General features: G+C 72.9%; 19 protein-coding genes. 5 read left to right on the top strand and 14 right to left on the bottom strand.

Annotated elements, in window-relative coordinates:
• Positions 1-151: 151 nt before the first annotated feature.
• The 11 genes from BMY89_RS24375 to mraZ all read right to left on the bottom strand — a co-directional run bounded on the left by BMY89_RS24375 (position 152) and on the right by mraZ (position 14,366).
• The gene (locus BMY89_RS24375; RefSeq protein WP_092382388.1) at positions 152-967 is read right to left on the bottom strand and encodes a cell division protein FtsQ/DivIB; all 816 of its coding nucleotides are present in this window, start codon (positions 965-967) and stop codon (positions 152-154) included.
• Positions 964-2,496: a UDP-N-acetylmuramate--L-alanine ligase gene (murC, locus tag BMY89_RS24370; RefSeq protein WP_092382387.1), complete on the bottom strand. Its 1,533-nt coding sequence runs from the start codon at positions 2,494-2,496 to the stop codon at positions 964-966. The genes BMY89_RS24375 and murC overlap by 4 nt, the downstream gene beginning before the upstream one ends.
• Complete coding sequence (gene murG, locus BMY89_RS24365; protein WP_092382386.1) at positions 2,493-3,599, bottom strand: undecaprenyldiphospho-muramoylpentapeptide beta-N-acetylglucosaminyltransferase; 1,107 nt, start codon at positions 3,597-3,599, stop codon at positions 2,493-2,495. The genes murC and murG overlap by 4 nt, the downstream gene beginning before the upstream one ends.
• Complete coding sequence (locus BMY89_RS24360) at positions 3,599-5,065, bottom strand: FtsW/RodA/SpoVE family cell cycle protein (protein WP_092382385.1); 1,467 nt, start codon at positions 5,063-5,065, stop codon at positions 3,599-3,601. The genes murG and BMY89_RS24360 overlap by 1 nt, the downstream gene beginning before the upstream one ends.
• Before the next feature lie 265 nt (positions 5,066-5,330).
• Positions 5,331-6,464: a phospho-N-acetylmuramoyl-pentapeptide-transferase gene (mraY, locus tag BMY89_RS24355; protein WP_092382384.1), complete on the bottom strand. Its 1,134-nt coding sequence runs from the start codon at positions 6,462-6,464 to the stop codon at positions 5,331-5,333.
• A complete protein-coding gene (locus tag BMY89_RS24350) occupies positions 6,461-7,891 on the bottom strand; it encodes a UDP-N-acetylmuramoyl-tripeptide--D-alanyl-D-alanine ligase (RefSeq protein ID WP_092382383.1) in 1,431 nt (476 codons plus the stop codon). The genes mraY and BMY89_RS24350 overlap by 4 nt, the downstream gene beginning before the upstream one ends.
• The gene (locus tag BMY89_RS24345; RefSeq protein ID WP_092382382.1) at positions 7,888-9,447 is read right to left on the bottom strand and encodes a UDP-N-acetylmuramoyl-L-alanyl-D-glutamate--2,6-diaminopimelate ligase; all 1,560 of its coding nucleotides are present in this window, start codon (positions 9,445-9,447) and stop codon (positions 7,888-7,890) included. The genes BMY89_RS24350 and BMY89_RS24345 overlap by 4 nt, the downstream gene beginning before the upstream one ends.
• Before the next feature lie 299 nt (positions 9,448-9,746).
• Positions 9,747-12,008 carry a peptidoglycan D,D-transpeptidase FtsI family protein gene (locus tag BMY89_RS24340; RefSeq protein ID WP_092382381.1) on the bottom strand — a complete coding sequence of 754 codons (2,262 nt, stop codon included), beginning with the start codon at positions 12,006-12,008 and terminating at the stop codon, positions 9,747-9,749.
• A gap of 3 nt (positions 12,009-12,011) precedes the next feature.
• Complete coding sequence (locus tag BMY89_RS24335) at positions 12,012-12,623, bottom strand: cell division protein FtsL (protein ID WP_092382380.1); 612 nt, start codon at positions 12,621-12,623, stop codon at positions 12,012-12,014.
• A complete protein-coding gene (gene rsmH, locus BMY89_RS24330; protein WP_092382445.1) occupies positions 12,620-13,726 on the bottom strand; it encodes a 16S rRNA (cytosine(1402)-N(4))-methyltransferase RsmH in 1,107 nt (368 codons plus the stop codon). The genes BMY89_RS24335 and rsmH overlap by 4 nt, the downstream gene beginning before the upstream one ends.
• Positions 13,727-13,934: 208 nt before the next feature.
• Positions 13,935-14,366, bottom strand: a complete 432-nt coding sequence (mraZ, locus tag BMY89_RS24325; RefSeq protein WP_092382379.1) for a division/cell wall cluster transcriptional repressor MraZ — start codon at positions 14,364-14,366, stop codon at positions 13,935-13,937.
• A 353-nt stretch (positions 14,367-14,719) separates the two neighbouring features.
• Between mraZ and BMY89_RS24320 the strand changes: the two genes are divergently transcribed.
• Genes BMY89_RS24320 through BMY89_RS24310 form a run of 3 tightly spaced genes read left to right on the top strand, consistent with a single transcriptional unit; the run spans position 14,720 to position 17,425 of the window.
• The gene (locus BMY89_RS24320; protein ID WP_092382444.1) at positions 14,720-15,967 is read left to right on the top strand and encodes a MurT ligase domain-containing protein; all 1,248 of its coding nucleotides are present in this window, start codon (positions 14,720-14,722) and stop codon (positions 15,965-15,967) included.
• A complete protein-coding gene (locus tag BMY89_RS24315; protein ID WP_092382378.1) occupies positions 15,957-16,676 on the top strand; it encodes a type 1 glutamine amidotransferase in 720 nt (239 codons plus the stop codon). The genes BMY89_RS24320 and BMY89_RS24315 overlap by 11 nt, the downstream gene beginning before the upstream one ends.
• Positions 16,673-17,425: a TVP38/TMEM64 family protein gene (locus tag BMY89_RS24310; protein ID WP_092382377.1), complete on the top strand. Its 753-nt coding sequence runs from the start codon at positions 16,673-16,675 to the stop codon at positions 17,423-17,425. Before BMY89_RS24315 ends, BMY89_RS24310 begins: the two co-directional genes overlap by 4 nt.
• 17 nt (positions 17,426-17,442) lie before the next feature.
• On the opposite strand, the gene BMY89_RS24305 is transcribed toward BMY89_RS24310, so the two are convergent.
• Entirely contained in the window at positions 17,443-18,108 is a 666-nt protein-coding gene (locus tag BMY89_RS24305; protein ID WP_092382376.1) for a response regulator, read from the bottom strand.
• Complete coding sequence (locus BMY89_RS24300; RefSeq protein WP_232521527.1) at positions 18,105-19,316, bottom strand: sensor histidine kinase; 1,212 nt, start codon at positions 19,314-19,316, stop codon at positions 18,105-18,107. Before BMY89_RS24300 ends, BMY89_RS24305 begins: the two co-directional genes overlap by 4 nt.
• 132 nt (positions 19,317-19,448) lie before the next feature.
• Between BMY89_RS24300 and BMY89_RS24295 the strand changes: the two genes are divergently transcribed.
• Together BMY89_RS24295 and BMY89_RS24290 are read left to right on the top strand one after the other, a co-directional pair.
• A complete protein-coding gene (locus BMY89_RS24295; protein WP_175510414.1) occupies positions 19,449-20,360 on the top strand; it encodes an ABC transporter ATP-binding protein in 912 nt (303 codons plus the stop codon).
• Positions 20,357-21,202 (top strand): hypothetical protein, encoded by an 846-nt coding sequence (locus BMY89_RS24290; protein ID WP_092382373.1) that lies wholly within the window; start codon positions 20,357-20,359, stop codon positions 21,200-21,202. The genes BMY89_RS24295 and BMY89_RS24290 overlap by 4 nt, the downstream gene beginning before the upstream one ends.
• On the opposite strand, the gene leuS is transcribed toward BMY89_RS24290, so the two are convergent.
• Positions 21,199-24,036, bottom strand: a complete 2,838-nt coding sequence (gene leuS / locus BMY89_RS24285; RefSeq protein WP_092382372.1) for a leucine--tRNA ligase — start codon at positions 24,034-24,036, stop codon at positions 21,199-21,201. The two genes, BMY89_RS24290 and leuS, sit on opposite strands and share 4 nt — an antisense overlap.
• Positions 24,037-24,114 lie beyond the last annotated feature (78 nt).

The raw sequence follows: 24,114 nt of genomic DNA, 5'->3' as shown, positions 1-24,114 counted from the left end.
GCTGTCACCAGCGAGGTCGAGAGGTAAACCCTCACCCTCTACTAGAGGGTTAGAGTTATGTCAACCACTGAACCTCTTCGGGGCAACGTAAGCGCCGCCGAGCGATGAGCCAAGGACCCTTCCGGCGTGTCGCCGGTACAGCGACACGGGTTCATCGAAAGGTGACCACGTCCGGAGCGCTCACGTCGATCCGGGCGGCGTCCTGATCGAGCAGTGCGGTGGCCACCCGAGCCTTGTCGGCCCCACGGGTCGCGTCACCCCAGAAGACCGTACGGTCGTCCCGCAGCCGCAGGCTGATCCGCGCCAGCCCCTCCACAGTGACCTCCACCAGTTGCTCCCGCAGCTGCGGGGTGAGCACGCCGAGCACGTCCAACCCGGCCCTGGTGTCCGGATCGTCCGGTCCGGGAGTGGCCAGCCGCACCAGCGGCAGTCCGTCCGGCCGCTGCGGCACCGTCCGGAACACCACCCCGGCGGCGTCGAGCACGACGAACTGCTCCCCGCCCGGCACCACCGCCACACCGGTCCGCTCGGTCAGCCGGACCACCAGCGCGTCCGGCCAGTCCCGGGTCACCGTCACCCGTTCCACCGGAGGCAGGGCGCCGATCCGGTCAGCCAGCTCGGCCAGGTCGATCCGGGCCAGCGGAGCGTTGTCGGTGACCCCCGCCGCGTCCCGCACCTGCACCGCAGTCACCAGCTCGGCCCCCTCCACCCGCACCTCGCGCACCCCGAACAGGCCGGTGCCGAGCAACACCCACGCCACCAGCCCGGCCAGCGCGACCAGCCCGCCGACCACCGCCCAGGGCAGCGCGGCGCGCATCCGGCGCCGCCGGGCCCGGGCCATGAACCGACGGGTCGAGGCGGGCACCGCATCGCTGTCGGCGCGCACCAGCTGCCACCGCCGGGTGGAGCGGCGGCCCGCACCGCCGTCGGAACCGGTGCCCCGCCCACGGGCCGGTCCGGGGCTCATTCCGCCACGGGCGCCGCGCCGTCCACGCCGACGACGCCGGGGACGCTGCCACCGACGCTCGTCGACCCGCCGGCCAGACCGCCCGGCGCGGTGCCCACCATCGCCTGCGGATGGGCGGTACGCGCGCCGAGCGCGGCGAGCAGCTCCTCGCCCATCAGCGAGATCGGCGGGGCGCCCATCGTCACCACCACGTCGCCGGGCCGGGCCCGCCGAGCCACCTCAGCCGGCGCGGCCTCCCACGAGTCGACGAAGACCTTCCGCTCGGCCGGCAGCGACACCGCCTCGACCAGTGCCGCCGACCCCTCACCCGGTCCCCGATGCTCGCCCGGCCCGAAGACCTCCAGCAGCACCAGTTCGTCGGCGATCGCGAGCGCCTCGGCGATCTCCGCCTGCAGCTCCCGGGTGCGGTAGACGCGGTAGGGCTGGAAGACGACGATCAGCCGGCCGCCGGCGGCCACCTCGCGCAGCGTCCGCAGCGCCAGGGTCATCGAGGTCGGATGGTAGGCGTACTCGTCGTAGACGAGCACCCCGTCGGCGACGCCCTTGCGCTCGAAGCGTCGGCGCACGCCCGGGAAGGCGGCCAGCGCCGCCTCCGCCGCTTCCAGCGGCAGCTCCAGCAGGTACGCGGCCAGCACCGCCGAGGCGCTGTTGAGCCCCATGTGCCGGCCCGGCACCGGCAGCCGGAACTCCCCCAGCGGGCGGCCGTCGAGGTGGGCGAGGTAGCGCACTCCCCGGGCCGACGAGGCCATCTCACTGAGCCGCAGGTCGGCCTCGGCGGACTCACCGTAGGTGTACACCCGACGTCCCTCGGCCCGCAGCGTGGCGGCGAGTCGCTGCCCGCCCGGGTCGTCGGCGCAGGTGATGACGAACCCCTGCGGATCGGTGAGCCGGGCGAACTCGGCGAAGGTCGCCTCCAGGTTGGCCAGGTCGCCGTAGGTGTTCAGGTGGTCCGCCTCGACGTTGGTGATGATCGAGACGAACGGGCGGTAGATGAGGAACGACCGGTCGCTCTCGTCGGCTTCGACCACGAAGTGCTCGCCAGTGCCGTGGTGCGCCCCGGAACCCCCCTCGGAGATCTCCCCGCCGATCACGAAGGACGGATCCGCGCCGGCCCGCTGGAGCACCATGGTGACCATGGAGGTGGTGGTGGTCTTGCCGTGCGTACCGGCGACGGCCACGGTGCGGCGGCCGGTCATCGCGGCCGCGAGGGCCTCCGATCGGTGCAGCACCCGCAGGCCCCGCTGGCGTGCCTCCACCATCTCCAGGTGGTCCGCGGGGATGGCCGACGAGTAGACGACGGTGTCGACGCCGTCCAGGTTGGTCGTCTCGTGGGTCATGTGGATCGTCCCGCCGAGCGCCCGCAGGCCGGCCAGCGACGGCCACTCACGCAGCTCGCTGCCGGAGACCGGCAGGCCGCGGGTGAGGAAGAGCCGGGCCAGACCGCTCATGCCGACCCCACCCACCCCGATCAGGTGGATGTGGCCGAGGTCCTCGGCGGTCAGCGTGCCGGCCGGGCTGAACGTACTCATTGGGCCACCGCCTCGTAGACGAAGTTCAGCAGCGCCTCGTCACCGTCACGCCGCCCGTACCCGGACGCGGCGGCGCCCATCGCGTGCAGCCGCTGCGGGTCACGGATCAACGGGATCACCGTCCGTTCGAGCCAGTCCGGGGTCACCTCGGCGTCGTCGACCAGCAGCCCGCCGCCGGCCTCGACCACCGGCAACGCGTTGCGCTTCTGCTCCTGGTTGCTGTGCGGGTAGGGCACGTAGATGGTCGGCAGCCCGATCGCGGCGACCTCGGCGCAGGTCATCGCCCCGCCCCGACCGAGCATCAGGTCCGCGGCGGCGTACCCGGCATCCATGTCGGACAGGTACGGCAGGGTCACGTACGGCACCGGCAGGTCGGTCGGGATCGGCACCGGCTCGTTGCGAGCGCCGATCACGTGCAGCACCTGAATGCCGTTGCGGGCCAACTCCTTGGCCGCGCCGGCGACCGCGAGGTTGATCGAACGGGCGCCCTGCGACCCGCCCGCCACGAAGAGTACCGGCAGGTCGGGGCGGAGACCGAAGTGGGCGCGGGCGGCACCCCGCATGGCAGCCCGGTCCAGCCCGGCGATGCTGCGACGCAGCGGCACGCCGACCACCCGGGCGTCGCGCAGCGACTCGGCCTGCGACGGCTGGTGCGGGAAGCCGACCGCGACGTGCTTGGTGAACTTCATGCCCAGCCGGTTGGCCACGCCCGGCGGCACGTTCACCTCGTGGATCACGATCGGCAATTCCCGCCGCCAGGCGGCCAGGTAGGCCGGCACCGAGACGTACCCGCCGAAGCCCACCACCGCGTCGGCGCGTACCTCGTCGATGACCTTGCCCGCCGCGCGGGCGGCGGTCCACATCCGGCCCGGGGTACGGACCAGGTTCATGTTGACCGACCGGGGCAGCTGGTAGGCCGGGATGTTCCGCAGGTCGTAGCCGGCCGGCGGGATCAGCTCGTTCTCCAGGCCCTTGGGGGTGCCGAGGCAGGTGATCCGGACGCCGGGGTCGTGTCGGCGAAGGCAGTCGGCGAAGGCGAGCAACGGGTAGATGTGCCCCCCGGTGCCACCTCCTGCGAGTACCACCGAACGCAGCGGACCCATCAACGTCTCCTCTCGTCCGCCGACCCGCCGCGACCCCGGCCGTCCCGGGCGCCACGCGGTGCGGCCTGGTCGTCCCCGCGCCGCTTACGCGCCTGGGGTACGGACCCTCGGGCAGCCGACGGCGTCGCCGGCCGGCGACGCCGGCCGGGAAGCGGCGGCAACGGTGCCCACACTAGTCGGACCCACCGGGCCGGCGGACGGGCATGCAGCGCCCGGGCCGCGTCCGGCTCCCCACGTGCGAAGGAAGCCAGCATGCCGACCGCCGCGAGGGTGACCACCAGGGCGCTGCCACCGTCGGAGATGAACGGCAGCGGTACGCCGGTCAGCGGCAGCAGGCCGATCACGCCGCCGATGTTGATGAACGCCTGTCCGACGAGCCACGCGGTGGCACTGGCGGCGGCCAGCCGGCGGAAAGGGTCCTCGACCCGTCGGGCGATCCGCAGGCCGCTGTAGGCGAGCACGGCGAAGAGGGTGACCACCACGGCGCAGCCCACCACCCCGAGCTCCTCGGCGATGACCGCGAAGATGAAGTCGTTCTCCGCCGCCGGCAGCCACGCCCACTTGGTCCGCCCCTGGCCCAGGCCGGTGCCGAACCAGCCGCCGTTGGCGATGGCGTACCGGGCCTGGACCATCTGGTAGCAGAGTTCGTCCTTGCAGGCGTCCAGCGGCGGCGGGCTGAAGAACACGGTGAGCCGGGCAAGCCGGTAGTTCTCCTCGCCCCGGACGCCGGAGCCGGCGCCGAGCGAGGCGACGGCGACCAGCAGGCCGATGCCGAGCAGCCCGATCGCGCTGAGCGCGGCGAAGACCCGTAGCCGTACCCCGGCCGCCCAGAGCAGGCCGACGACCAGGGCCAGCAGGCAGAGCATGCTGCCCAGGTCGTTGTAGCCGACCAGGACGAAGAGCAGGCCGACCACCGGGAAGAGCGGGGTGGCCAACTCCCGCCACCAGCCCAGCGCGGCGCCCTTGCGGGCGAGCACGTGCGCCCCCCACAGCACCAGCGCGAACTTTGCCAGCTCGGAGGGCTGCAGGCCGATCCCGCCGATGTACAGCCAGAGCAGGTTGGCCTCCAGCGGGCCGATCTTCGCATCGCCATTGGTCAGCCGGCCGTAGGCCACCAGCAGGTTCAGCAGCACCAGCAGCCCCACCGCGACCGCCAGCGTGGGCCGGCTCAGCGCCCGGTAGGTGCCGGCCGGCAGACGCTGGCAGGCCCAGAACGCCACGATGCCGATCACCGCGTAGATCGCCTGCTTGGTCAGCGACGCCGAGGCGTTGCCGCCCTGGGCGTAGTCGCGCACGCTGGTGGCCGAGAAGACCATGGTGAGGCCGATCAACAGCAGCAGCCCGGCGCTGGCGAGCAGCAGGTGGTAGGAGGTCAACGGCCGGGCCAGCAGGCCACGCAGCGCCGCAAGCCCGGCAACCGCGTCCAGACCCCGCAACGGCCCTTCGGCTCCGGATCCCGTCGCCACCGACCCGGCGGCACCCGTACCGCCAGCGGTCCGCCGACCCGGTGCCGCGCCCTCTCCTTCTCGCGCCTCCCCCACAGCGCCATCATCGCCGCTACCGGCACCCGACACAGGCGGTACGCCCCGGTCGGCGTGTCGCACTTGCGTCGGCCACTCTCCGCAGCCTCACCATCACCCCACCCGACCGGGTTGATCAAGAAGTTTGCGTCGGGATCGGCCTGGATCCCGACGCAAACTTCTTGATCAACCCGGCGAGGGCGGGTGGGGGTCAGCCCATGTTGGCCAGGAAGTCGCTGTAGAAGAGGCCAAGGGCGATGGCGACGCCGATGCCGGCGATGATCCAGAACCGGACCACGATGTTGACCTCGCTCCAGCCGGCGAGCTCGAAGTGGTGCTGCAACGGCGACATCCGGAACACCCGCTTGCCGGTGGTCTTGAAGGAGATGATCTGGATCACCACCGACATCGTGATGATCACGAAGAGCCCGCCGATGATGGGCAGCAGCAGCACGGTACGGGTGGACATCGCCATGCCGGCGATCAGGCCGCCGAGTCCGAGCGCGCCGGTGTCGCCCATGAAGATCCGGGCCGGTGAGGTGTTCCACCACAGGAAGCCGACACAGGCCCCGGCCGCGGCTCCGGCGATCAGGGCGATCTCCAGCGGATCCCGTACCGCGTAGCAGTAGTTGTTCGGGTTCGCGGTGTACGCCGGGTCGGCACACCAGTGCCGGTACTGCCAGAACGCGATCACCGCGTACGCGCCGAGCACCATCACCGACGCGCCGGTGGCGAGGCCGTCGAGGCCGTCGGTCAGGTTGACCCCGTTGGTGGCGGCCATCACCACGAAGATGAAGATGATCACCGCGCCGATCTTGCTGACGTCCAGCGCCGGGATGTCCCGGATGAAGCTGAGCGTGGTGCTGCCGACCGTCTCGGTGTTGGTCACCGCGCCGGAGGAGTCGGTCATCGTCGAGGGGAAGTAGAGCGCGATCACCCCGAAGAGGGCACCGACCAGAATCTGCCCGAGCAGCTTGCCGCGCGCGCTCAGGCCACCGCTGTGCCGCTTGCGGACCTTCAGGAAGTCGTCGATGAAGCCGACCGCGCCGGAGAAGACCATCAGCCCCAGCAGCACCAGCGCGGTGATGGTCGGCTCGACCTGGGCGATCTGCGCGTCCGGCAGGGTGGTCAGGGCCAGGTGACCGGCCACGTACGCGATCACGGTGGCCAGGATGAACACCACGCCGCCCATCGTCGGCGTGCCCTTCTTGCCCTGGTGCATCTGCGGGCCCTCGGCCCGGATGGGCTGACCCGCCTTCAGCCGGGTGAAGACCTTGATCGCGAGCGGGGTGCCGAAGAGCGAGACGAGGAAGGCCACCCCGATGGCCACGATGACCGCTCTCACGCCGCGCCACCCTCGGCCGACGCGCCCGCCGACGTACCCGCGCCCTCGGCGGCCTCGACCCGCAGCGCGTCGGCCACCTCCCAGGTCCGGTACCGGGAGCCCTTCACCAGGACGACGTCGCCCGGCCGTAGCTCGCTGCGCAGCACCTCGACGGCCGCCGCCTGATCGGTGAGCAACACCGACTCTCCTCCCCAGTCACCTACCGATGTCGCCCCGTGGTGAATCGACACCGCCGCCTCGCCGACCACGAGCAGTCGGTCGACGTCCAACTCGGCCGCGAGACGGCCCATCTCGGCGTGTCCCTGCGCCTCGAAATCGCCCAGCTCGGCCATGTAGCCGAGCACCGCGACGGTACGCCGCCCGTTGCCGATACCGGCCAGCGCCCGCAGCGCCACCGCCATCGACGCCGGGTTGGCGTTGTACGAGTCGTCGATCACGGTCACCCCGTCGGTGCGTTCGAAGACGTCCATCCGACGGGTGGAGACCAACCCGAGCGCGCCCAGCGCGATGGCCAGCTCGGCCAGTGGCATGCCCAACTCCCGGGCCACCGCCGCGGCGGCCAGCGAGTTGGAGACCTGGTGCCGTCCGGTGAGCCCGAGCCGCACCGGCGCGCTGCCCTCCGGCGTCAGCAGGGTGTACGCGGGCCGTCCCCGCTCGTCCAGCGTCACGTCCACGGCCCGCACGTCGGCGTGGGCCGCCTCGCCGTAGCGGACCACCCGGGCGACCGTACGGGCGGCCATCGCGTCCACCAACGGGTCGTCGGCGTTCAGCACGGCCAGACCGTCGGCCGGCAGCGCCTCGACCAGTTCGCCCTTGGCCAGCGCGATGTTCTCCTGCGAACCGAACTCACCGATGTGCGACACACCGACGTTGAGCACCACGGAGATCCGTGGCGGCGCGACCTCGCAGAGGTACCGCACGTGGCCGATGCCCCGCGCGCCCTTCTCCATCACCAGGTACCGGGTGCTCGGCCCGGCCTGCAACGCCGTGTACGGGTGGCCGAGCTCGTTGTTGAACGATCCGGGCGGCGCCACCGTCTCCCCGAGTCGGGCGGTGAGCTGGGCGATCAGGTCCTTGGTGGTGGTCTTGCCGGAGGAACCGGTCAATCCGATCACGGTCAGCCCGGGCAGCCGGTCCACCACCGTGCGGGCCAGCCGGCCCATCGCGGCCAGCGGGTCGGCAACGATGATCATCGGCACCCCGGGCACCTCCCGGGTACCCAGCACCGCCACCGCGCCGGTCTCGACGGCCGCGGCGGCGTAGTCGTGCCCGTCCACCTTCTCCCCGTCGAAGGCGACGAAGAGCCCGCCGGGGGCGACCTTGCGGGAGTCGAACTCCACGCCCGCGGTGACCTGTGCGGCGGGGTCGGCGGCGACCAGCCGCCCGTCGACGACCGCCGCCACCTCGGCCAGGCTGAGGATGATCACTGCGAGCCCTCCAGATCTCCGAAGCGGGCCCGCAGCGCGTCGGCCAGTTCGGTCCGGTCGTCGAACGGGTACACCTCGCCAGCGACCTCCTGGCCACGTTCGTGGCCCTTGCCGAGCACCGCCACCACGTCACCCGGTGCCGCCAACCGGACCGCGGCGTCGATCGCCGCGCGGCGCCCGGCGACCTCGACGATCCGGGCGGGCGCCCCGGCCCGGTAGGCGCCGGCGAGCACCTCGGCCCGGATCGCGGCGGGGTCCTCGGTACGCGGGTTGTCGTCGGTCACCACCACCACGTCGGCGCCCTCGGCGGACGCGGCGCCCATCATCGGCCGTTTGCCGCGATCCCGGTCGCCGCCCGCGCCGATCACGCAGATCAGCCGGCCGGTGCTGAGTTCGCGCAGCGCGGCCAGGGCGGCCACGATGGCGTCCGTCTTGTGCGCGTAGTCGACCACCCCGCGCACCCCGCCGACGACACCCACCGACTCCAGCCGGCCGGGTACACCGCCACAGGCGGCCACCCCCTCGGCAGCGGTCACCGCAGCGACACCGGCCGCGACCAGGGCGGCGATGGCCAGCAGGGCGTTGGACACGTTGTGTCGACCCGGCAACGCCACCCCGGCGGGCAGGTCCAGCCCGTCCGGGCCGTGGGCGGTGAACCGCTGGGCGTACCCCGCACCGTCGACGTGCTCGGCCCACCAGGTCGCGGCGGGGTCGCCGGCCGCCGAGAAGCTGACCGTGGCCGGCGTGAACAGCCCCTTCAGCGCCGGGTCGTCGTGGTTGAGCACCTCCACGCCGCAGCGGCCGTCGAACAGCCGCGCCTTGGCCGCGAAGTAGTCCCCCGTGTCGGAGTGGAAGTCGAGGTGGTCGGAGCCGAAGTTGGTCCAGCCACCGACGGCGAACCGCACCCCGCCGACCCGGCCCATCGCCAGGGCGTGGCTGGAGACCTCCATGACCACCGCCGTGACCCCGCGCTCGCGGGCGGCGGCCAGCATCGCGTGCAGGTCGGTGGCCTCGGGCGTGGTGCGCACGCTGTCCACCACCAGCTCGCCGAGCCGGGTCTCCACGGTGCCGATCAGTCCGGTGGTGTGGCCGGCGGCGCGCAGCCCCGACTCGATGAGGTACGCCGTGGAGGTCTTGCCGGCGGTGCCGGTCACCCCGATCACGAGCAGCTGCGCGGTCGGGTCGCCGTAGATGGCCGAGGCGAGCGTGCCGAGCACCGCCCGCGGATCGGCCACCACCAGGGCCGGCAGCCCGCTCCCGGCGGCCAGTTCGGCCCCGGCCGGGTCGGTGAGGATTGCGACCGCGCCGGCCGCCGCCGCGCCGGCGGCGAACTCCGCGCCGTGCCGCCGCGCGCCCGGCAGGGCCGCGTACAGATCACCGGGGTGGACCTCCTGGCTGGCGTGGGTCACCCCGGTCACCACCGGATCGGCGCTGGTGGAGGGCGCCACGGTGAGCCGGGCGGCTAGGTCACCGAGCCGAATTCCGGGCACGGTACGGGGACGAGGATTGCCGCGCACGGCGTCAGACCCTACCCGGTCGCGCGGTCCCCGCCGCACGGCGCGCCTGAATCTCCGTCTGCGGGGGTTCCGCCGAGGGCGTCAGCCCATCTCCCGGCGGACGCGCCGGCTCCGCTCGGGCCTCCGAGCGGTGGGGCCAGGTTCTGGTCACGAGCGTGATGTCACCCAGAAATAGATATGTCTGGGTGACATCACGTTCGTTCGGGAAATGCTCGCCATCGGCGGCCACGTCCTGCGTAACCAGCTCCGGACCGAAACACCGGACTTCGGCCCAGAATTGCCGGAACCCATGGCACACCAGCCCAGCTCAGCCTTCAGGTCGGCAACCGGTGTGGCCGCTATGGAAACACGGTGAATTTCGGTGCCGGTTCACTCGACGGCGGTACCCGGAAATGGCGGAGAGTGAAGGTCATCATGTCCCGGAAAGCCGGAGCCGAGATCTGGCCACCGCCGCCACTCGGGCTGTGTACGAAGACCGCGATCACATATTTCGGATTCTCCGCCGGCGCCATCCCGATGAACGAGGCGACATCGCCGGGCTGTTTCTTGCCCTCGACCAGTCGAAACCCGGTGCCGGTCTTGCCGGCCACCCGGTAGCCGGGGACCGCAGCGGCCACCCCGGTGGCGTCGTCCACGGTGGTGACCGCCTCCAGGAGCGTACGCAGCGCCGCGGCGTTGGTCGGGCTGAGCACCTGGCGGGTCTCCGGCTGCACCGCCGGGGTGCGCTTCCCGTCCGGGGCGATCGTCTCCTTGACCAGGTGCGGCTGGATGTACGTGCCGTCGTTGGCGATGGCGGCGTACGCGGCGGCCATCTGCAACGGGGTGGCGTCAACGCTGTGCCCGATCGGCACCGACCCGTACGACGAGTCGCTCCACTCCTGCACCGGCAGCAACCGCCCGCTCGCCTCGCCGGGCATCCCGACCTCGGTCGGCTTGCCCAGACCGAACCGCCGCTGGTAGTCGAGCAGGCGTTCCGCGCCGAGCTTGTCGGCGATCTGGATGGTGCCGACATTGGAGGAGTACGCCATCATGCCGGCCACGCTCATCCGCCGCCCGTTCGCGAAGTGGGTGTCGGGGAACCAGGTGTCGCCCTTGCGGATGCCGTTGGCCACCGGGAACGAGGTGTCGGGGGTGATCACGCCCTCCTGCAACGCCGCCCCGAACGTGATCGCCTTGTGCACCGAGCCCGGGTCGACCACGAAGCTGGTGGCCGCGTCCTCCCGGTCGGTCGGCTCGCTGGGGAAGGGCTTCGCCGCGTTGTACGTGGGGTGGCTCGCCTGGGCCAGCACCTCCCCGGTACGCGCGTCCAGCACCACGGCGGCGCCGGTGCTGCCCTGCACCTGCTGCATCCGCTCGCTGAGGATGCGCTGCACCATGTACTGCAGGTCGCGGTCGATGGTGAGGACCAGTGAGCTGCCCGGCTTGGCCTTGGTCGTGATGCTGTAGCCGCCCGGGATGGGGGCGGCCAGGTCGCCGAGGCCGACCTCGAAGACCCGCTGGCCGTCCTCACCGTGCAGCAGGTCGTCGAAGCGCGCCTCCAGCCCTTCCAGCCCGACCATGTCCAGGCTGGTGAAGCCGATCAGGTTGGCGGCCAGGTCACCGCCGGGCACCTCGCGCCGCTCGTCGCGGTGGGTGTTGATGCCGGGCAGCTTGAGCGCCATGATCTCCTTGGCGCGGTCGATCTCCACCCCTCGGGCCAGGTACTCGAACTGTGAGTCGACGCCGTTGATCCGCTTGCGCGGTCGCATCTTCTCGGCCAGCTCCGAGGCCGGGATGCCCAGCAGCGGGGAGAGCGCGCCGGCGGTCGCCGCGATGTCCACGATCCGGGTCGGGTCGGCGTAGACGTACCGGGCCTCGACGCTGTGCGCCAGCGCGGCCTCGCCGGATCGATCGTAGATCGCCCCGCGCGGCGCGGGCAGCTGCACGGTCCGGGTCCGGTCGGCGAGCCCGCCGTCGGCGTACGCCGGGGTGTCGACCGCCTGGAGGACCACGAGCCGTACGCCGACCGCGACGAAGAGCGCCATGGCCAGCGCGGTGCCCAGTCGCAGCCGGCGGCCGGGGTCGGCGAGCCGAGGCGGCCGGGGCGGCTTGCGGGGCGGCCGGCGGCCGGCCGGCCGGTCACCGCGGCGCGGCTCGCGGCCGGTCACCCGCCGCCGCGGCGGGGCCGCCGGCTCGTCGCGCGGGCTGCGGTCGGTGACGGTCCGGACCACCGTGGTCCGCCCGGCGGCGCCGTCCCGACGGGCCGGCGCGCCCTGCCGTCCGCCGGCCCGGTTCGCGGTGGACCGGCCGCCGTCGAGCACCTGCAACGCGGGGCGGAACGGGTCCTGTGACCGGCTGCTGCGCGGGGTACGCCGCTGCTCGGTGCGGCCGGCGCCAGCCGTCGGCGCGCCCTCGCGGATGGTGCGGCCCCGCGGGGTGTAGGCACGGGCGTCGGAGATGCCGCCGATGCCCGGCTCCCCGCCCCGCTCCCCCGGCGCCCGGGGCGGCACGCCACGATCCCCGGCACCACGATCCCCGGCACCACGATCCCCGCCGCCACGCGACGAACCGCGCCGGGAGCCTGTGGCGTCCCGGCGCGGTTCCTCCGACCTCGGTGACACGGTCTACCCCTCCGTGCCCTGCTGGCTCGCGATGGACAGCTGCCCGCCGGCCGGCTGCGGCACGCCGATCACCTTGCCGTCCGGCAGCCGGATGTACGCCGGCTCACCCGACTCGACCAGACCCAGCTTGCGGGCCTGGGCGGCGAGGTTGCCCGGCGACTCGGACTCGGCGATCTGCTTCTTCAGCTGCTGCTGCTCGACGTCGAGCTTGGCCTGCTGCTGCTGCAGTTCGTCCAGCCGGAAGGCGTTCTCGTTGATCTTCGTGTTGACCGCCAAGATGCCGAGCACCCCACCGACGACCAGCACCACCACGAGCGCCGCGAAGGGCGCCCGGGGCACCCGTACCGGCGGCGGCGGCGCGACCCGCAACCGCGGCGACTCCGCCCGCTCGGCGGTGGCGGCGGCACGCTCGACCGGACGCAGCGCCGCGCTGCCCTGGGTCGGAAACTCGCGCGCCCCCCGGGCGCGAGTCTCCTCCGGCTGGTTCATCCGGTCCGTCCGCCGCGTGCTGTTGCCGTTCCCGACCCCCCGGGCCCGCTCCGCCGCGATCCGGCCCCCCGACCGCGGTGCGCGCTGCCCGACGCCGGCGTTGTCCCGGCGCTTGTCAACGTTCATGTCCCCTCCCCCTCTTCGTCCGTGGTGTCCCCCGGCATCCGCCGCGGATCCGAGCCGGATCCCGTGGCTGATCCCGTCCCCGGTTGGTGCATCGCCTTGCCTCGGCGGCGGTACCGTTCGCGGTCGGTACGCCCCCGCTGTGCTGCCTGTGGATCAATCCGTTCCGCGGCCCGCAGGCGCACCGAAGCGGCCCGCGGATTCGCGGCGACCTCCACCTCCCCGGGCAGTTCCGCGCCCCGGCTGAGCAGCCGGAACGTCGGCTCTGACCCGGGCAGTTCGACCGGAAGGTCGATCGGGCCCGTGCTGCGGACCCGCTCGGCGAGCGCCTGTTTGGTGAGCCGGTCCTCCAGCGAGTGGTAGGACAGGACCACCAGGCGACCGCCGACGGAAAGCCTGTCGAGAGCGGCCGGCAGCGCCGTCTCCAGCGCTGCCAGTTCCCTGTTTACCTCGATCCGTAAAGCCTGAAACGTTCTCTTTGCCGGGTGTCCGCCGGTTCGTCGGGCCGGTGCCGGGATCGACTCCCGGACCAGCTCGGCCAGCCGAGCCGACGAGGTGATCCGGCCGCGCTCCCGCTCCCGGATGATCGCCGAGGCGATTCGTCCGGCGAACTTCTCCTCGCCGTAGACCCGCAGCACCCGGGCCAGATCCGGGTGCGGGTAGGAGTTGACCACCTCTTCGGCGGTCACCCCCCGGGTCTGGTCCATCCGCATGTCCAGCGGCGCGTCCTGCGCGTACGCGAACCCGCGGTCGGGCGCGTCGAGCTGCAACGAGGAGACGCCGAGGTCGAACAGGACCCCGTCCACGGACGGAAAGCCCAGCCGGTCGAGCACCTCGGGCAGCTCGTCGTAGACGGCGTGCTCCAGGTGGACCCGGCCGGCGAACCGGGCCAACCGCACCCGGGCGTGGGCGAGTGCCTCGGTGTCCCGGTCCAGGCCCACCAGGATCGTCTCCGGATGGGCCTGCAACACCGCCTCGGCGTGCCCGGCCAGGCCCAGCGTCGCGTCGACGTGAACCGTGCGCCGACCCCGGCCCAGTGCGGGGGCCAGCAGCTCGAGACACCGCTCGAGCAGCACCGGCACGTGCGTGCCGCGTAGCTCCCCCATGTCGACCCCCACTGGTTGAACCGGTTTCTTCCTCGCGCCCTGCTCGTCGGACGACGCCGTGCCGTCGTACCGCCAGATCCCCATCCGCTCTCCGCCCGCCCGTCGGGCCACGGCCCTTCGGTCGGATCGCGCGCCTGGCATCGGGGAAGGGATGCCAGGAACTCGAAAGCGGCTGGAGATCTCGCAGTACGTCGGGCGTCGCCACGCCCTACAGACCGCCTGGCAGCACCCCTTCCTCGATGTCGGCGAAGTCGTCTTCGCTCTCGGCGAGGTAGGTCTCCCAGGCGACCCTGTCCCAGATCTCCACCCGGGTGCTCGCGCCGATGACCACCAGGTCACGGTCGAGCCCCGCGTACGTGCGCAGATGGGCGGGTATGGTCACCCGACCCTGCTTGTCCGGCACCTCGTCGTGCGCGCTGGCGAAGAAGACACGGCCGTAGGCCCGAGCGGCCTTGTGCGTCATCGGCTGCGCGCGCAACTGCTCCGCGATCCGCTGGAACTCCGGCGTCGGGAATACGTAGAGGCAGCGCTCCTGCCCTTTGGTGATCACGACACCCCCCGCCAGCTCATCCCGGAACTTCGCCGGAAGGATCAACCGGCCTTTGTCGTCCAGGCGCGGAGTGTGGGTGCCGAGAAACACGGCCCAACCCCCTCGCCCTTTTAGCGGCGTTCGCGCGCCGCTGACCCCCCGGGCCGGTGGGCCCCTCCCGGCCCCACCAATGCGCCCCACTCTACTCCACTTCCCTCCACTCGCAACCAGAATCGACCGCGTGGCGCGCCGTGTCGGGCAGCAAAACCGCACGTCAGCCGGGGTGGAGCGGAGTGGAGGGCCGGACGCCGCCCGGGGCGGGTCCGCTTTCCGACATAGATCGACTCCGTCCGGTCGAGCACGGCCGTCCGGTCGTCGCGAAAGCCGGACCGGACCGATCGCCGTCGGCGGCGATCTGGCGGGTCGTCCGGTCCGGTAACCTCGCTCGCGTGACGGACGCGAAGATGCCCCTGCGGGCGAAGGTGGCCAGCTCCGTGTCACGGACCGCCGCGGCACTGTCGCGGGCTGCGGGCCGTGGCGACGGCTCGGTGATCGGTGGCTGGATCGGCCTGAAGATCGACCCGGAGCTGCTCGCCCACCTCTCCGCCGGACGGGCGATCGCGCTGATCTCCGGCACCAACGGCAAGACCACGACCACCCGGCTGGCCGCCGCGGCCGTCGGGGTGCTCGGCCGGGTCGCCACCAACTCGTTCGGCGCCAACATGCCCACCGGGCACACCTCCGCGCTGGCCAAGGCGGGCAGCACCCCCTACGCGGTGCTGGAGGTCGACGAGCACTACCTCGCCCAGGTGATCGAGGCGACCGACCCGCACGTGGTGGCGCTGCTCAACCTCTCCCGCGACCAGTTGGACCGGGCCAAGGAGGTCGCCATGATGGCGCAGCTCTGGCGCGCGGCGCTGATCCGCCACCCCGACGTCCGCATCATCGCCAACGCCGACGACCCGATGGTGGTCTGGGCGGCCACCCCGCCGGCCACCCACGACCAGCGGATCACTGCGCCGCACGTCACCTGGTTCTCGGCGGGGCAACGGTGGCACGACGACTCGTGGGTCTGCCCCGAGTGCGGCTCGACCATCCAACGCTCCGGCGACCAGTGGTGGTGCACCGGCTGCCCGCTGCGCCGGCCCGACCCGCAGTGGACCGTGGACGACCAGGGCGTGGTCGACCCGACCGGCGCCTGGTACAAGGTGAAGCTCCAGCTTCCGGGCAAGGTGAACGTCGGCAACGCGGCCACCGCCCTCGCGGTCGCCGCCGAGTTCGGCGTACGCCCGTTCGACGCGGTTCCCCGGCTCGGCGATGTCACCTCGGTCGCCGGCCGGTACGCCCAGGTCGTGCGGGACGGGCGCACCGTCCGGCTGCTGCTGGCCAAGAACCCGGCCAGTTGGCTGGAGGCCTTCGACATGGCCGACGAGGCACCGACCCTGCTCTCCATCAACGCCCGCGACCCCGACGGCCTGGACACCTCCTGGCTCTTCGACGTCGACTTCGCCCCGCTACGCGGGCGCCAGGTTCTGATCACCGGTGACCGGGCATACGACCTCGCCGTCCGGCTGGAGGTCAACGACGTGCCGTTCCAGTACGTCCGCTCCTTCGACGACGCCGTCCGGGCGGTACCACCAGGGCGGCTGGAGGTCATCGCGAACTACACCGCGTTCCAGGACATCCGAGCGGAGTTGGACCGTGTCAACTGAGACCCTGCGCATCGTCTGGATCTACCCCGACCTGCTGTCCACCTACGGCGACCGGGGCAACGCCCTGATCCTGGCCCGCCGGGCACGACAGCGCGGGTTCCCGGTCGAGGTGCTGGAGGTCCGGTCCGACCAGCGGCTGCCCACCACCGCCGACATCTACCTGATCGGGGGCGGCGAGGACGGACCGCAGGCACTCGGCGCGCAGCGGCTGATCGCCGACGGCGGCCTGCACCGTGCGGTGGCCCAGGGCTCGGTGGTGTTCGGCGTCTGCGCCGGCTACCAACTGCTCGGCACCTCCTTCTTCGCCAAGGGCACCCAGTACCAGGGACTGGAGCTGCTCGACCTCTCCTCGGACCGCGGTCCCAGCCGGGCGGTCGGCGAGCTGGCCGGCGACATCGACGCCCGACTCGGCCTGCCGCCGCTTACCGGTTTCGAGAACCACGGCGGCCGCACCCGGCTCGGCCCCGGGGTCTCCCCCCTGGCCCGGGTCACCGCCGGTGTCGGCAACGACGGCGCCACCGAGGGGGCGTGGCGGGGCAAGCTGCTCGGCACGTACTCGCACGGCCCGGCGCTGGCCCGCAACCCCGCCCTGGCCGATCTGCTGCTGGGCTGGGCCACCGGCGCGCAGCGGCTTCCGCCGCTCGACGACACCTGGGCCGACCGGCTGCGGGCCGAACGCCGGACCGCGGTGGCCGCCGCCCGGGCATGATCCCCACCCTCCGGCGGCTGCTACGCCAGCGGCCACCGGGAATCCCGCTGGGCTGGCCGGTCGCCGTCCGGCCGTCGGTCCTCCGGTTCGCGCTGCTGCTGCTCCTGCTCGCCGGGTTCGGGGTGACGCTGCTGCTGGTGCCGCGGCCCGACCCGACGGCGCTGCCGCAGGTCGGCGACCGGCTGGGTGGTCTCGCCCCGGTCGCCGGCGTCCTCGGCGGGGCACTGCTGCTGGTGGCGCTGGTCCCCCGCACGTTCATCACACTCGCCGCCGGGGCGATCTTCGGCGCCCTGGAGGGCGCCGCCTACGCACTCGGCGCAGCGCTGCTGGCCGCCGCGATCGGCTTCGCCGTGGGCCGGGTGCTGGGCCGGGAGTTCGTCGCCGAACGCATCCGGGGCCGGCTGGCCCGCCTCGACCGCTGGTTCACCCGGCAGAGCGTGCTCGGCGTGGTCACCGTACGGCTGCTGCCGATCTCCGGCTTCGGCCTGGTCAGCTACGGCTACGGCACCACCGGCGCGCGGGTGCTGCCGTTCCTCACCGGCAGCGTGATCGCCTCCGCGCCGACCGCGTTCGGCTACGCGGCGGTCGGTGCCGCCGTCACCTCCACCGGCGGGGTCAACTGGTTCGCCGCCGCACCGGCGGCGCTGGGCTTCATCGCCAGCGCCGTGCTGCTCGCCCGCTGGTGGCGCGCGGAGCGCCGGCGTCGGCTCGACCCCGGCTCGACCCCGCCGGAGGCCATCCGGGGGTGACCGCGGCCGTCGCCCCGCTACGACGCCTCCGGGCCGTTGACGCCGACCAGCCCGGCCTCGTAGGCGGCGATCACCAGGTGCACCCGGTCTCTCGCGTCGAGCTTGCTGAACAGCCGGGCCACGTGGGCCTTCGCGGTGGCCACACTGATCACGAGGTGGTCGGCGATCTCGGCGTTGGACAGGCCGCGACCGACCAGGGTGAGTACCTCCCGTTCCCGCTCGGTGACCCCGGCGAGGACCCGGGGCCGCTGCGCCGCCGGCCGGCGGACGAACTCGGCGATGAGCCGGCGGGTCACGCCCGGCGCGATCAGCGCATCCCCGGCGGCGACCACCCGGATCGCACCGAGGATGTCCTCCAACGCCATGTCCTTGACCAGGAAACCGCTCGCCCCCGCGCGCAGCGCGGCGTGCACGTGCTCGTCGTCGTCGAACGTGGTGAGGACCAGTACGCGGGTGGGACCGCCGGCGGCGATGATCGTCCGGGTCGCCTGGATCCCGTCCATTCCGGGCATCCGCAGATCCATCAGCACCACGTCCGGTAGGACCTCACGGGTCAGGCGTACCGCGTCGGCGCCGGTGCCCGCCTCCCCGACCACCTCGATGTCCACCACGTCGGCGATGAGTACCCGCAGCCCGGCCCGGATCAGGGGCTGATCGTCGGCGAGCAGCACCCGGACGGTCACCGGCCCACCGGCTCGCCCGGCGGGCCGCCGGTCCCGATCGGCACCGGCAGTCGGGCCGTCACCTGGAAACCGCCCTCGGGCCGTGGCCCGGCCCGGAGCCGGCCGCCGAGCGCCAGGACCCGCTCGCGCATGCCGACCAGCCCGTGGCCCTCGACACCGATCGGACCGCCCCGGCCGTCGTCGACGACCTCCACCGCGACCTCCTGGTCACCGCGCTCGACGGTGACCCGGCACGCGTCGACACCGGCGTGGCGTACCACGTTGGTGAGCGCCTCCTGGACGATGCGGAACGCGGCGAGGTCGACCTCCGCCGGGACCGGCCCGTCGCCGCGTTCGCACAACTCGACCCGGACTCCGGCGTCGCCCGTCGCGGCGACCAGCCGGTCCAGGTCCGCCAGCCCGGGCACCGGGTCCAGTGACGCCGACTCACCGGCACCACGGCGCAGCGTGCCGAGGGTACGCCGCAGCCCGGCCAGGGTGTCCCGGCTCGCCGCCTCGATGGTGGCGAGCGCGGCACGGGCCTGCGCCGGCTGGCTGTCGATGACCCGGGCCCCCACCCCGGCCTGGATGGCGATGACGCCGATGCTGTGCGCCACCATGTCGTGCAGCTCCCGGGCGATGCGCAGCCGCTCGGCGGTAACCGCCTCGGCGGCGGCATGCGCCCGCAGGGCCACCGCGTAACCGCGCCGCGCCCGCACCGAGTTGCCGGCGATCCAGGCGGTCGCCACGGCCAGGATGGTCAGCGCGGCCTGGTCCACCGGCTCGACTCCGAGGTTCACGAAGGCCGCGAGTAGCTGCATCACCAGCACCACCCCGGCGGCGGTCACCGACACCCGCCGGGCCCGGTTCGCCGCCACCACGCCGAGTGCGGCGTCGACGGCAAGGAACTGCAGGTTGAAGACGTTGCGTAGATACTCGGCGTCCCCGCCGTGCACGGTCACGGTGCTCAGCGTCGCCCCGGCGAGCATCAGGCCGAGCGCCGTCAGCGGGCGGCGGCGCAGCAGGCCCGCCGGCAGGGCCACGGCCAGCACCGGCACCAGGTACCGCTCGGGCAGCCACCAGCCCAGCACACCGACACCGCCCCCGCCGGTCGACACTGCCGGCGCCATCACCCAGAGCACGGGCAGGACGGCCACCCCGGCCCACCCCAGCACCGTCCGGACCACCGGGAGGGCGGCCCGCGGCCGGAGCAGGGCGATGGCGTCCACCGGCACACCGTATCCAGCCGGGCGTCGCACGGGCATCGGCCCGGGGGCGTACGCCCGTGGGCCAGTGTCCGGCCCCCGGTGTGGCCGGCGGGCCGACGCCGTCCAACCCGGCGCCGGGGCAGCGTGGACGACATGATCGAACTTCGTTCCCTGACCCGACGGTACGGCCGCACCACAGCCGTCGACGACCTGACTTTGACCGTCCGGCCCGGCCACGTGACCGGCTTCCTCGGCCCGAACGGCGCCGGCAAGTCCACCACCCTGCGGATGCTTCTCGGGCTGACCGCGCCGACCAGCGGCACCGCCACGATCGGCGGCGTCCGATTCCGGGACCTCCCGCGCGGACTGCGGCACGCCGGCGCGCTGCTCGACGCCGGGGACGTGCACGGTGGGCGCAGCGCACGGGCTCACCTGGCGGCCCTGGCCCGCAGCAACGGCATGGGCCGCCACCGGGTCGACGAGGTGCTGGGGCAGGTCGGCCTGGACGACGCGGCCGATCGCCGCGTCGGCCGCTTCTCGCTCGGCATGCGGCAGCGCCTCGGCATCGCCGCCGCGCTGCTCGGCGACCCGCCCGTGCTGCTGTTCGACGAGCCGTTCAACGGGCTCGACCCGGAGGGGGTGCGCTGGCTGCGGGAGGTGTTCCGGCGACTCGCGGCCGAGGGCCGGACCCTCTTCGTCTCCAGTCACCTGATGGGCGAGATGGAGCACTGCGCGGATCATCTCGTCGTGATCGGCCGGGGCCGACTGATCGCCGACGAGTCCCTGGCCGGGTTCGCCGCCCGCGCCGGCCGCGCGGAGGTCGTCGTGCGTACCCCCGAGCCCGCCTCCCTGACCACCGCGCTGACCGCCGCCGGCGCGACCGTACGGCCGGATCCCGACGGTGCGCTGGCCGTGCTCGGGGTGACCGCCGAGCGGATCGGTGACCTGGCCCTGGGCCTGCGGATTCCGCTGCACCAGTTGACCACCCGCACCGCCTCGCTGGAGGAGGCCTTCATGGAACTCACCGCCGCCGATGTCGAGTACGCCACCCGGGAGAGCCGATGACCGCCGTGACCCGCCCCGCCGACGAGATCACCCGGACGCCACACCCGGCCCGCTACCGCGACCTGCTCGCCGCCGAATGGATCAAGCTCTGGTCGCTGCGCTCGACCTGGGGCGCGTTCGCCCTGCTCCTGCTCGCCCTGGTCGGCCTCGCCACCCACGCCGCGCTGGCCACCCACGCCGGCTGGCCCGACTGGACGGCGCAACGGCGGGCGGTACGCTCCCCGCTCTGGGACGCCTTCCCCGCCGAGGCACAGATGTTCGTCGTCCTCGCGGCCAGCGGCGTCGGGGCGGTCGCGATCGGCGGCGAGTACGCCTCCGGGCTGATGCGCACCACGTTCGCGGCCGTCCCCCGGCGGCACGCGGTCGCCGCCGCCAAGCTGACGGTGCTGACCGGCGTGCTGACCCTGCTCGGGGCGCTGGGCGCGGCGGCGGCCTTCGCGGTGTCCCAGGCGATCCTCGCCGACGTCGGCGCGAGCATGTCCGTCAGCGAGCCCGGTGCCCTGCGGGGGATCGCCGCATCCGCGCTGCTGGTGCCGCTCTGCGCGCTCGTCGGCATGGCCCTCGCGGCGCTGATCCGACACACCGCGCCCGCGATCGTCACCGCCGCGACGGTGCTGCTCCTGCTGCCCACCGCCGTCAACGAGGACGAACGCTGGAGCGCGTGGCTGCGGCACGCCATGCCGGTGCCGGCCTGGCAGCGGCTGATCGAGCCCGGCGGTCCCCCGCCGTGGCTGACCGACACCTACCCCGCCACCGTCTCCGGCGCCTGGACCACCTACGCCGTCTGGGCGGCGGTAGCCGCCGCGGTCGTCATGCTCGCCCTACACCGCCGCGCCCCCTAGACCACCACCGAGACCATTCGGCCGGGGATGACGATGACCTTGCGCGGCTCCTTGCCGGCCAGTGGGCCGGCCACCGCCGCCAGCGCCTGTGTCCGCACGTCGTCCTCGGCCGCGTCGGCCGGCACCTCGACCCGGCCCCGGACCTTGCCGTTGATCTGCACCGGGTAGGTCACCGTCTCGGCGACCAGCAGCGCCGGGTCGGCGACCGGGAAGTCCGCGTACGTCAGCGAGGTCTGGTGACCCAGCCGCCGCCACAGCTCCTCGGCGATGTGCGGGGCGACCGGGGCCACCATCAGCACCAGCGGCTCGGCCACCTCGCGCGGCGTCCCGTTCAGCCGGGTCACCGCGTTGGTCAGCTCGATCAGCTTGGCGATGGCGGTGTTGAACCGGATCCCCTCCATGTCGCCCCGGACGCCGTCGATGACCCGGTGCAGCAGCCGCCGGGTCGCCTCGTCGGCCGGATCGTCGGTGACCCGCGACTGCCCGGTCTGCTCGTCGACGATGGCCCGCCAGACCCGCTGCAGAAAGCGGTACGAGCCGACCACCGCCCGGGTCTCCCACGGGCGGGACACCTCCAGCGGGCCCATCGACATCTCGTACACGCGGAAGGTGTCGGCGCCGTAGGCGGCGCACATCTCGTCCGGGGTGACGATGTTCTTCAGGGACTTGCCCATCTTGCCGTACTCGCGGTTGACCTGGACGTCGCCCAGGAACCAGCCGCCGTCGCGCTCGGCGACCTCCTCGGCCGGCACGTACGCGCCCCGGGCGTCGGTGTACGCGTACGCCTGGATGTAGCCCTGGTTGAACAGTTTGCGGAACGGCTCGAACGACGACACGTGGCCCAGGTCGTACAGCACCTTGTGCCAGAACCGGGCGTACAGCAGGTGCAGCACGGCGTGCTCGGCGCCACCGACGTACAGGTCCACGCCACCGCAGTCGCCCTCGCCGCGCGGCCCCATCCAGTACCGCTCGTTGTCCGGGTCGACGAACCGCTCGCGGTTGGTCGGGTCCAGGTAACGCAGCTCGTACCAGCAGGAGCCGGCCCACTGCGGCATCACGTTGGTCTCCCGGGTGTAGCGCTTGGGCCCGTCACCCAGGTCCAGCTCCACCTCTACCCAGTCCCGGCGGCGCGACAACGGCGTCTCCGGATTGCTGGCCGCGTCCTGCGGGTCGAAGGTGCGCGGGGAGAAGTCGTCCACCTCGGGCAGCTCGACCGGCAGCATCTCCTCCGGCAGCGCGATGACGGCCCCGTCGGCGTCGTAGACGATCGGGAACGGCTCGCCCCAGTAGCGCTGGCGGCTGAACAGCCAGTCGCGCAGCCGGTAGGTCACCGCGCCCTGGCCGTTGCCGGTCGCCTCCAGCCACTCGATGATCCGGGCCTTCGCGTCGGCCACCCCCAGGCCGTCCAGGTCCAGGCCGCGCTCGGGCGCGGCGCTGCTGATCGCCGGACCGTCCCCCGTGTACGCCTTGCCGTCGAAGCCCTCCGACGGCTGCACGGTACGCACGATCGGCAGCTCGAAGACCTCGGCGAACTCCCAGTCCCGCTCGTCCTGGGCGGGCACCGCCATGATCGCGCCGGTGCCGTAGCCGGCCAGCACGTAGTCGGCGATGAAGATCGGGATCTGCTTGCCGGTGGCCGGGTTGGTGGCGTACGCGCCGATGAAGACGCCGGTCTTCTCCTTCGTGTCCGCCTGCCGCTCCACGTCGGTCTTGGCCGCCGCCGCCTTGCGGTACGCCTCGACCGCGGCCTGCGGGCTGGAGTGCCCACCGGTCCACGCGTCCCGGGTGCCCTCCGGCCAGGCCGCCGGCACCAGCGCCGCCACCAGCTCGTGCTCCGGTGCCAGCACCATGTAGGTGGCACCGAAGATGGTGTCCGGGCGGGTCGTGAACACCCGGACCGGTGCGCTGGTGGTGGGGAAGTCGATGTGCGCGCCGGTGGACCGGCCGATCCAGTTGCGCTGCATCAGCTTGATCGGCTCCGGCCAGTCCAGCTTGTCCAGGTCGTCCAGCAGCCGGTCGCCGTACGCGGTGATCCGCATCATCCACTGCTTCAGGTTGCGCTTGAAGACCGGGAAGTTGCCCCGCTCGGAGCGGCCGTCGGCGGTGACCTCCTCGTTGGCCAGCACCGTGCCCAGCCCGGGACACCAGTTCACCGGTGCCTGCGACACGTACGCCAGGCGGTGGTCGTCGACGACCCGACGACGCTCCTCGGCGGACAGCTCGGCCCACGGCCGGCCGTCCGGGGTGCGCCGGGTGCCCCCGGCGAACTCGGCGATCAGCTCACTGATCGGCCGGGCCCGACCGGCCGCCCGGTCGTACCAGGAGTTGAAGATCTGCAGGAAGATCCACTGCGTCCAGCGGTAGAAGTCGGTGTCGATGGTGGCCACCGAACGCCGCTGGTCGTGGGCCAGCCCCAGCCGGCGCAGCTGCTCCCGGTAGCGGCTGATGTTCGCCTCGGTGGTGGTCCTCGGGTGAGTGCCGGTCTGCACCGCGTACTGCTCGGCGGGCAGGCCGAACGCGTCGAAGCCCATCGCGTGCAGCACGTTGCGCCCGGCCATCCGCTGGTAGCGGGCGAAACAGTCGGTGCCGATGTAGCCCAGCGGGTGCCCCACGTGCAGCCCCGCGCCCGAGGGATACGGGAACATGTCCAGCACGAACAGCTTCTCGGCGCCGGCGCGCGGGTGGGCCGGATCGGCCAGCGGACCGGACGGATTCGGCGCGTGGAAGGTCCCCTCGCGTTCCCAGACGTCCTGCCAGTGGCGTTCGATCTCGTCGGCCAGCGTCGCGGTGTACCGGAACGGTGGGGTGTCGGTGGCTGCCTCGCTGCTGCTCATGGCCTTCTCCTCGCGTCGCCCGACGGAGTCCGTCGGAGGGCTGGCTGGTCTCGTGTCCTGTGCTCGACGGCCCGCCCC

It is taken from the genome of Micromonospora phaseoli, from assembly GCF_900109115.1.
GTDB lineage: Bacteria > Actinomycetota > Actinomycetes > Mycobacteriales > Micromonosporaceae > Micromonospora > Micromonospora phaseoli.
This window is presented reverse-complemented; position numbering and strand designations above follow the sequence as displayed.

Excerpts from the sequence above, each read along its gene's own strand:
- BMY89_RS24375 (WP_092382388.1), bottom strand. The coding sequence starts at position 967 with ATGAGCCCCGGACCGGCCCGTGGGCGGGGCACCGGTTCCGACGGCGGT.
- murC (WP_092382387.1), bottom strand. The coding sequence starts at position 2,496 with ATGAGTACGTTCAGCCCGGCCGGCACGCTGACCGCCGAGGACCTCGGC.
- murG (WP_092382386.1), bottom strand. The coding sequence starts at position 3,599 with ATGGGTCCGCTGCGTTCGGTGGTACTCGCAGGAGGTGGCACCGGGGGG.
- BMY89_RS24335 (WP_092382380.1), bottom strand. The coding sequence starts at position 12,623 with ATGAACGTTGACAAGCGCCGGGACAACGCCGGCGTCGGGCAGCGCGCA.
- rsmH (WP_092382445.1), bottom strand. The coding sequence starts at position 13,726 with ATGGGGGAGCTACGCGGCACGCACGTGCCGGTGCTGCTCGAGCGGTGT.
- BMY89_RS24320 (WP_092382444.1), top strand. The coding sequence starts at position 14,720 with ATGCCCCTGCGGGCGAAGGTGGCCAGCTCCGTGTCACGGACCGCCGCG.
- BMY89_RS24310 (WP_092382377.1), top strand. The coding sequence starts at position 16,673 with ATGATCCCCACCCTCCGGCGGCTGCTACGCCAGCGGCCACCGGGAATC.
- BMY89_RS24295 (WP_175510414.1), top strand. The coding sequence starts at position 19,449 with ATGATCGAACTTCGTTCCCTGACCCGACGGTACGGCCGCACCACAGCC.
- BMY89_RS24290 (WP_092382373.1), top strand. The coding sequence starts at position 20,357 with ATGACCGCCGTGACCCGCCCCGCCGACGAGATCACCCGGACGCCACAC.
- leuS (WP_092382372.1), bottom strand. The coding sequence starts at position 24,036 with ATGAGCAGCAGCGAGGCAGCCACCGACACCCCACCGTTCCGGTACACC.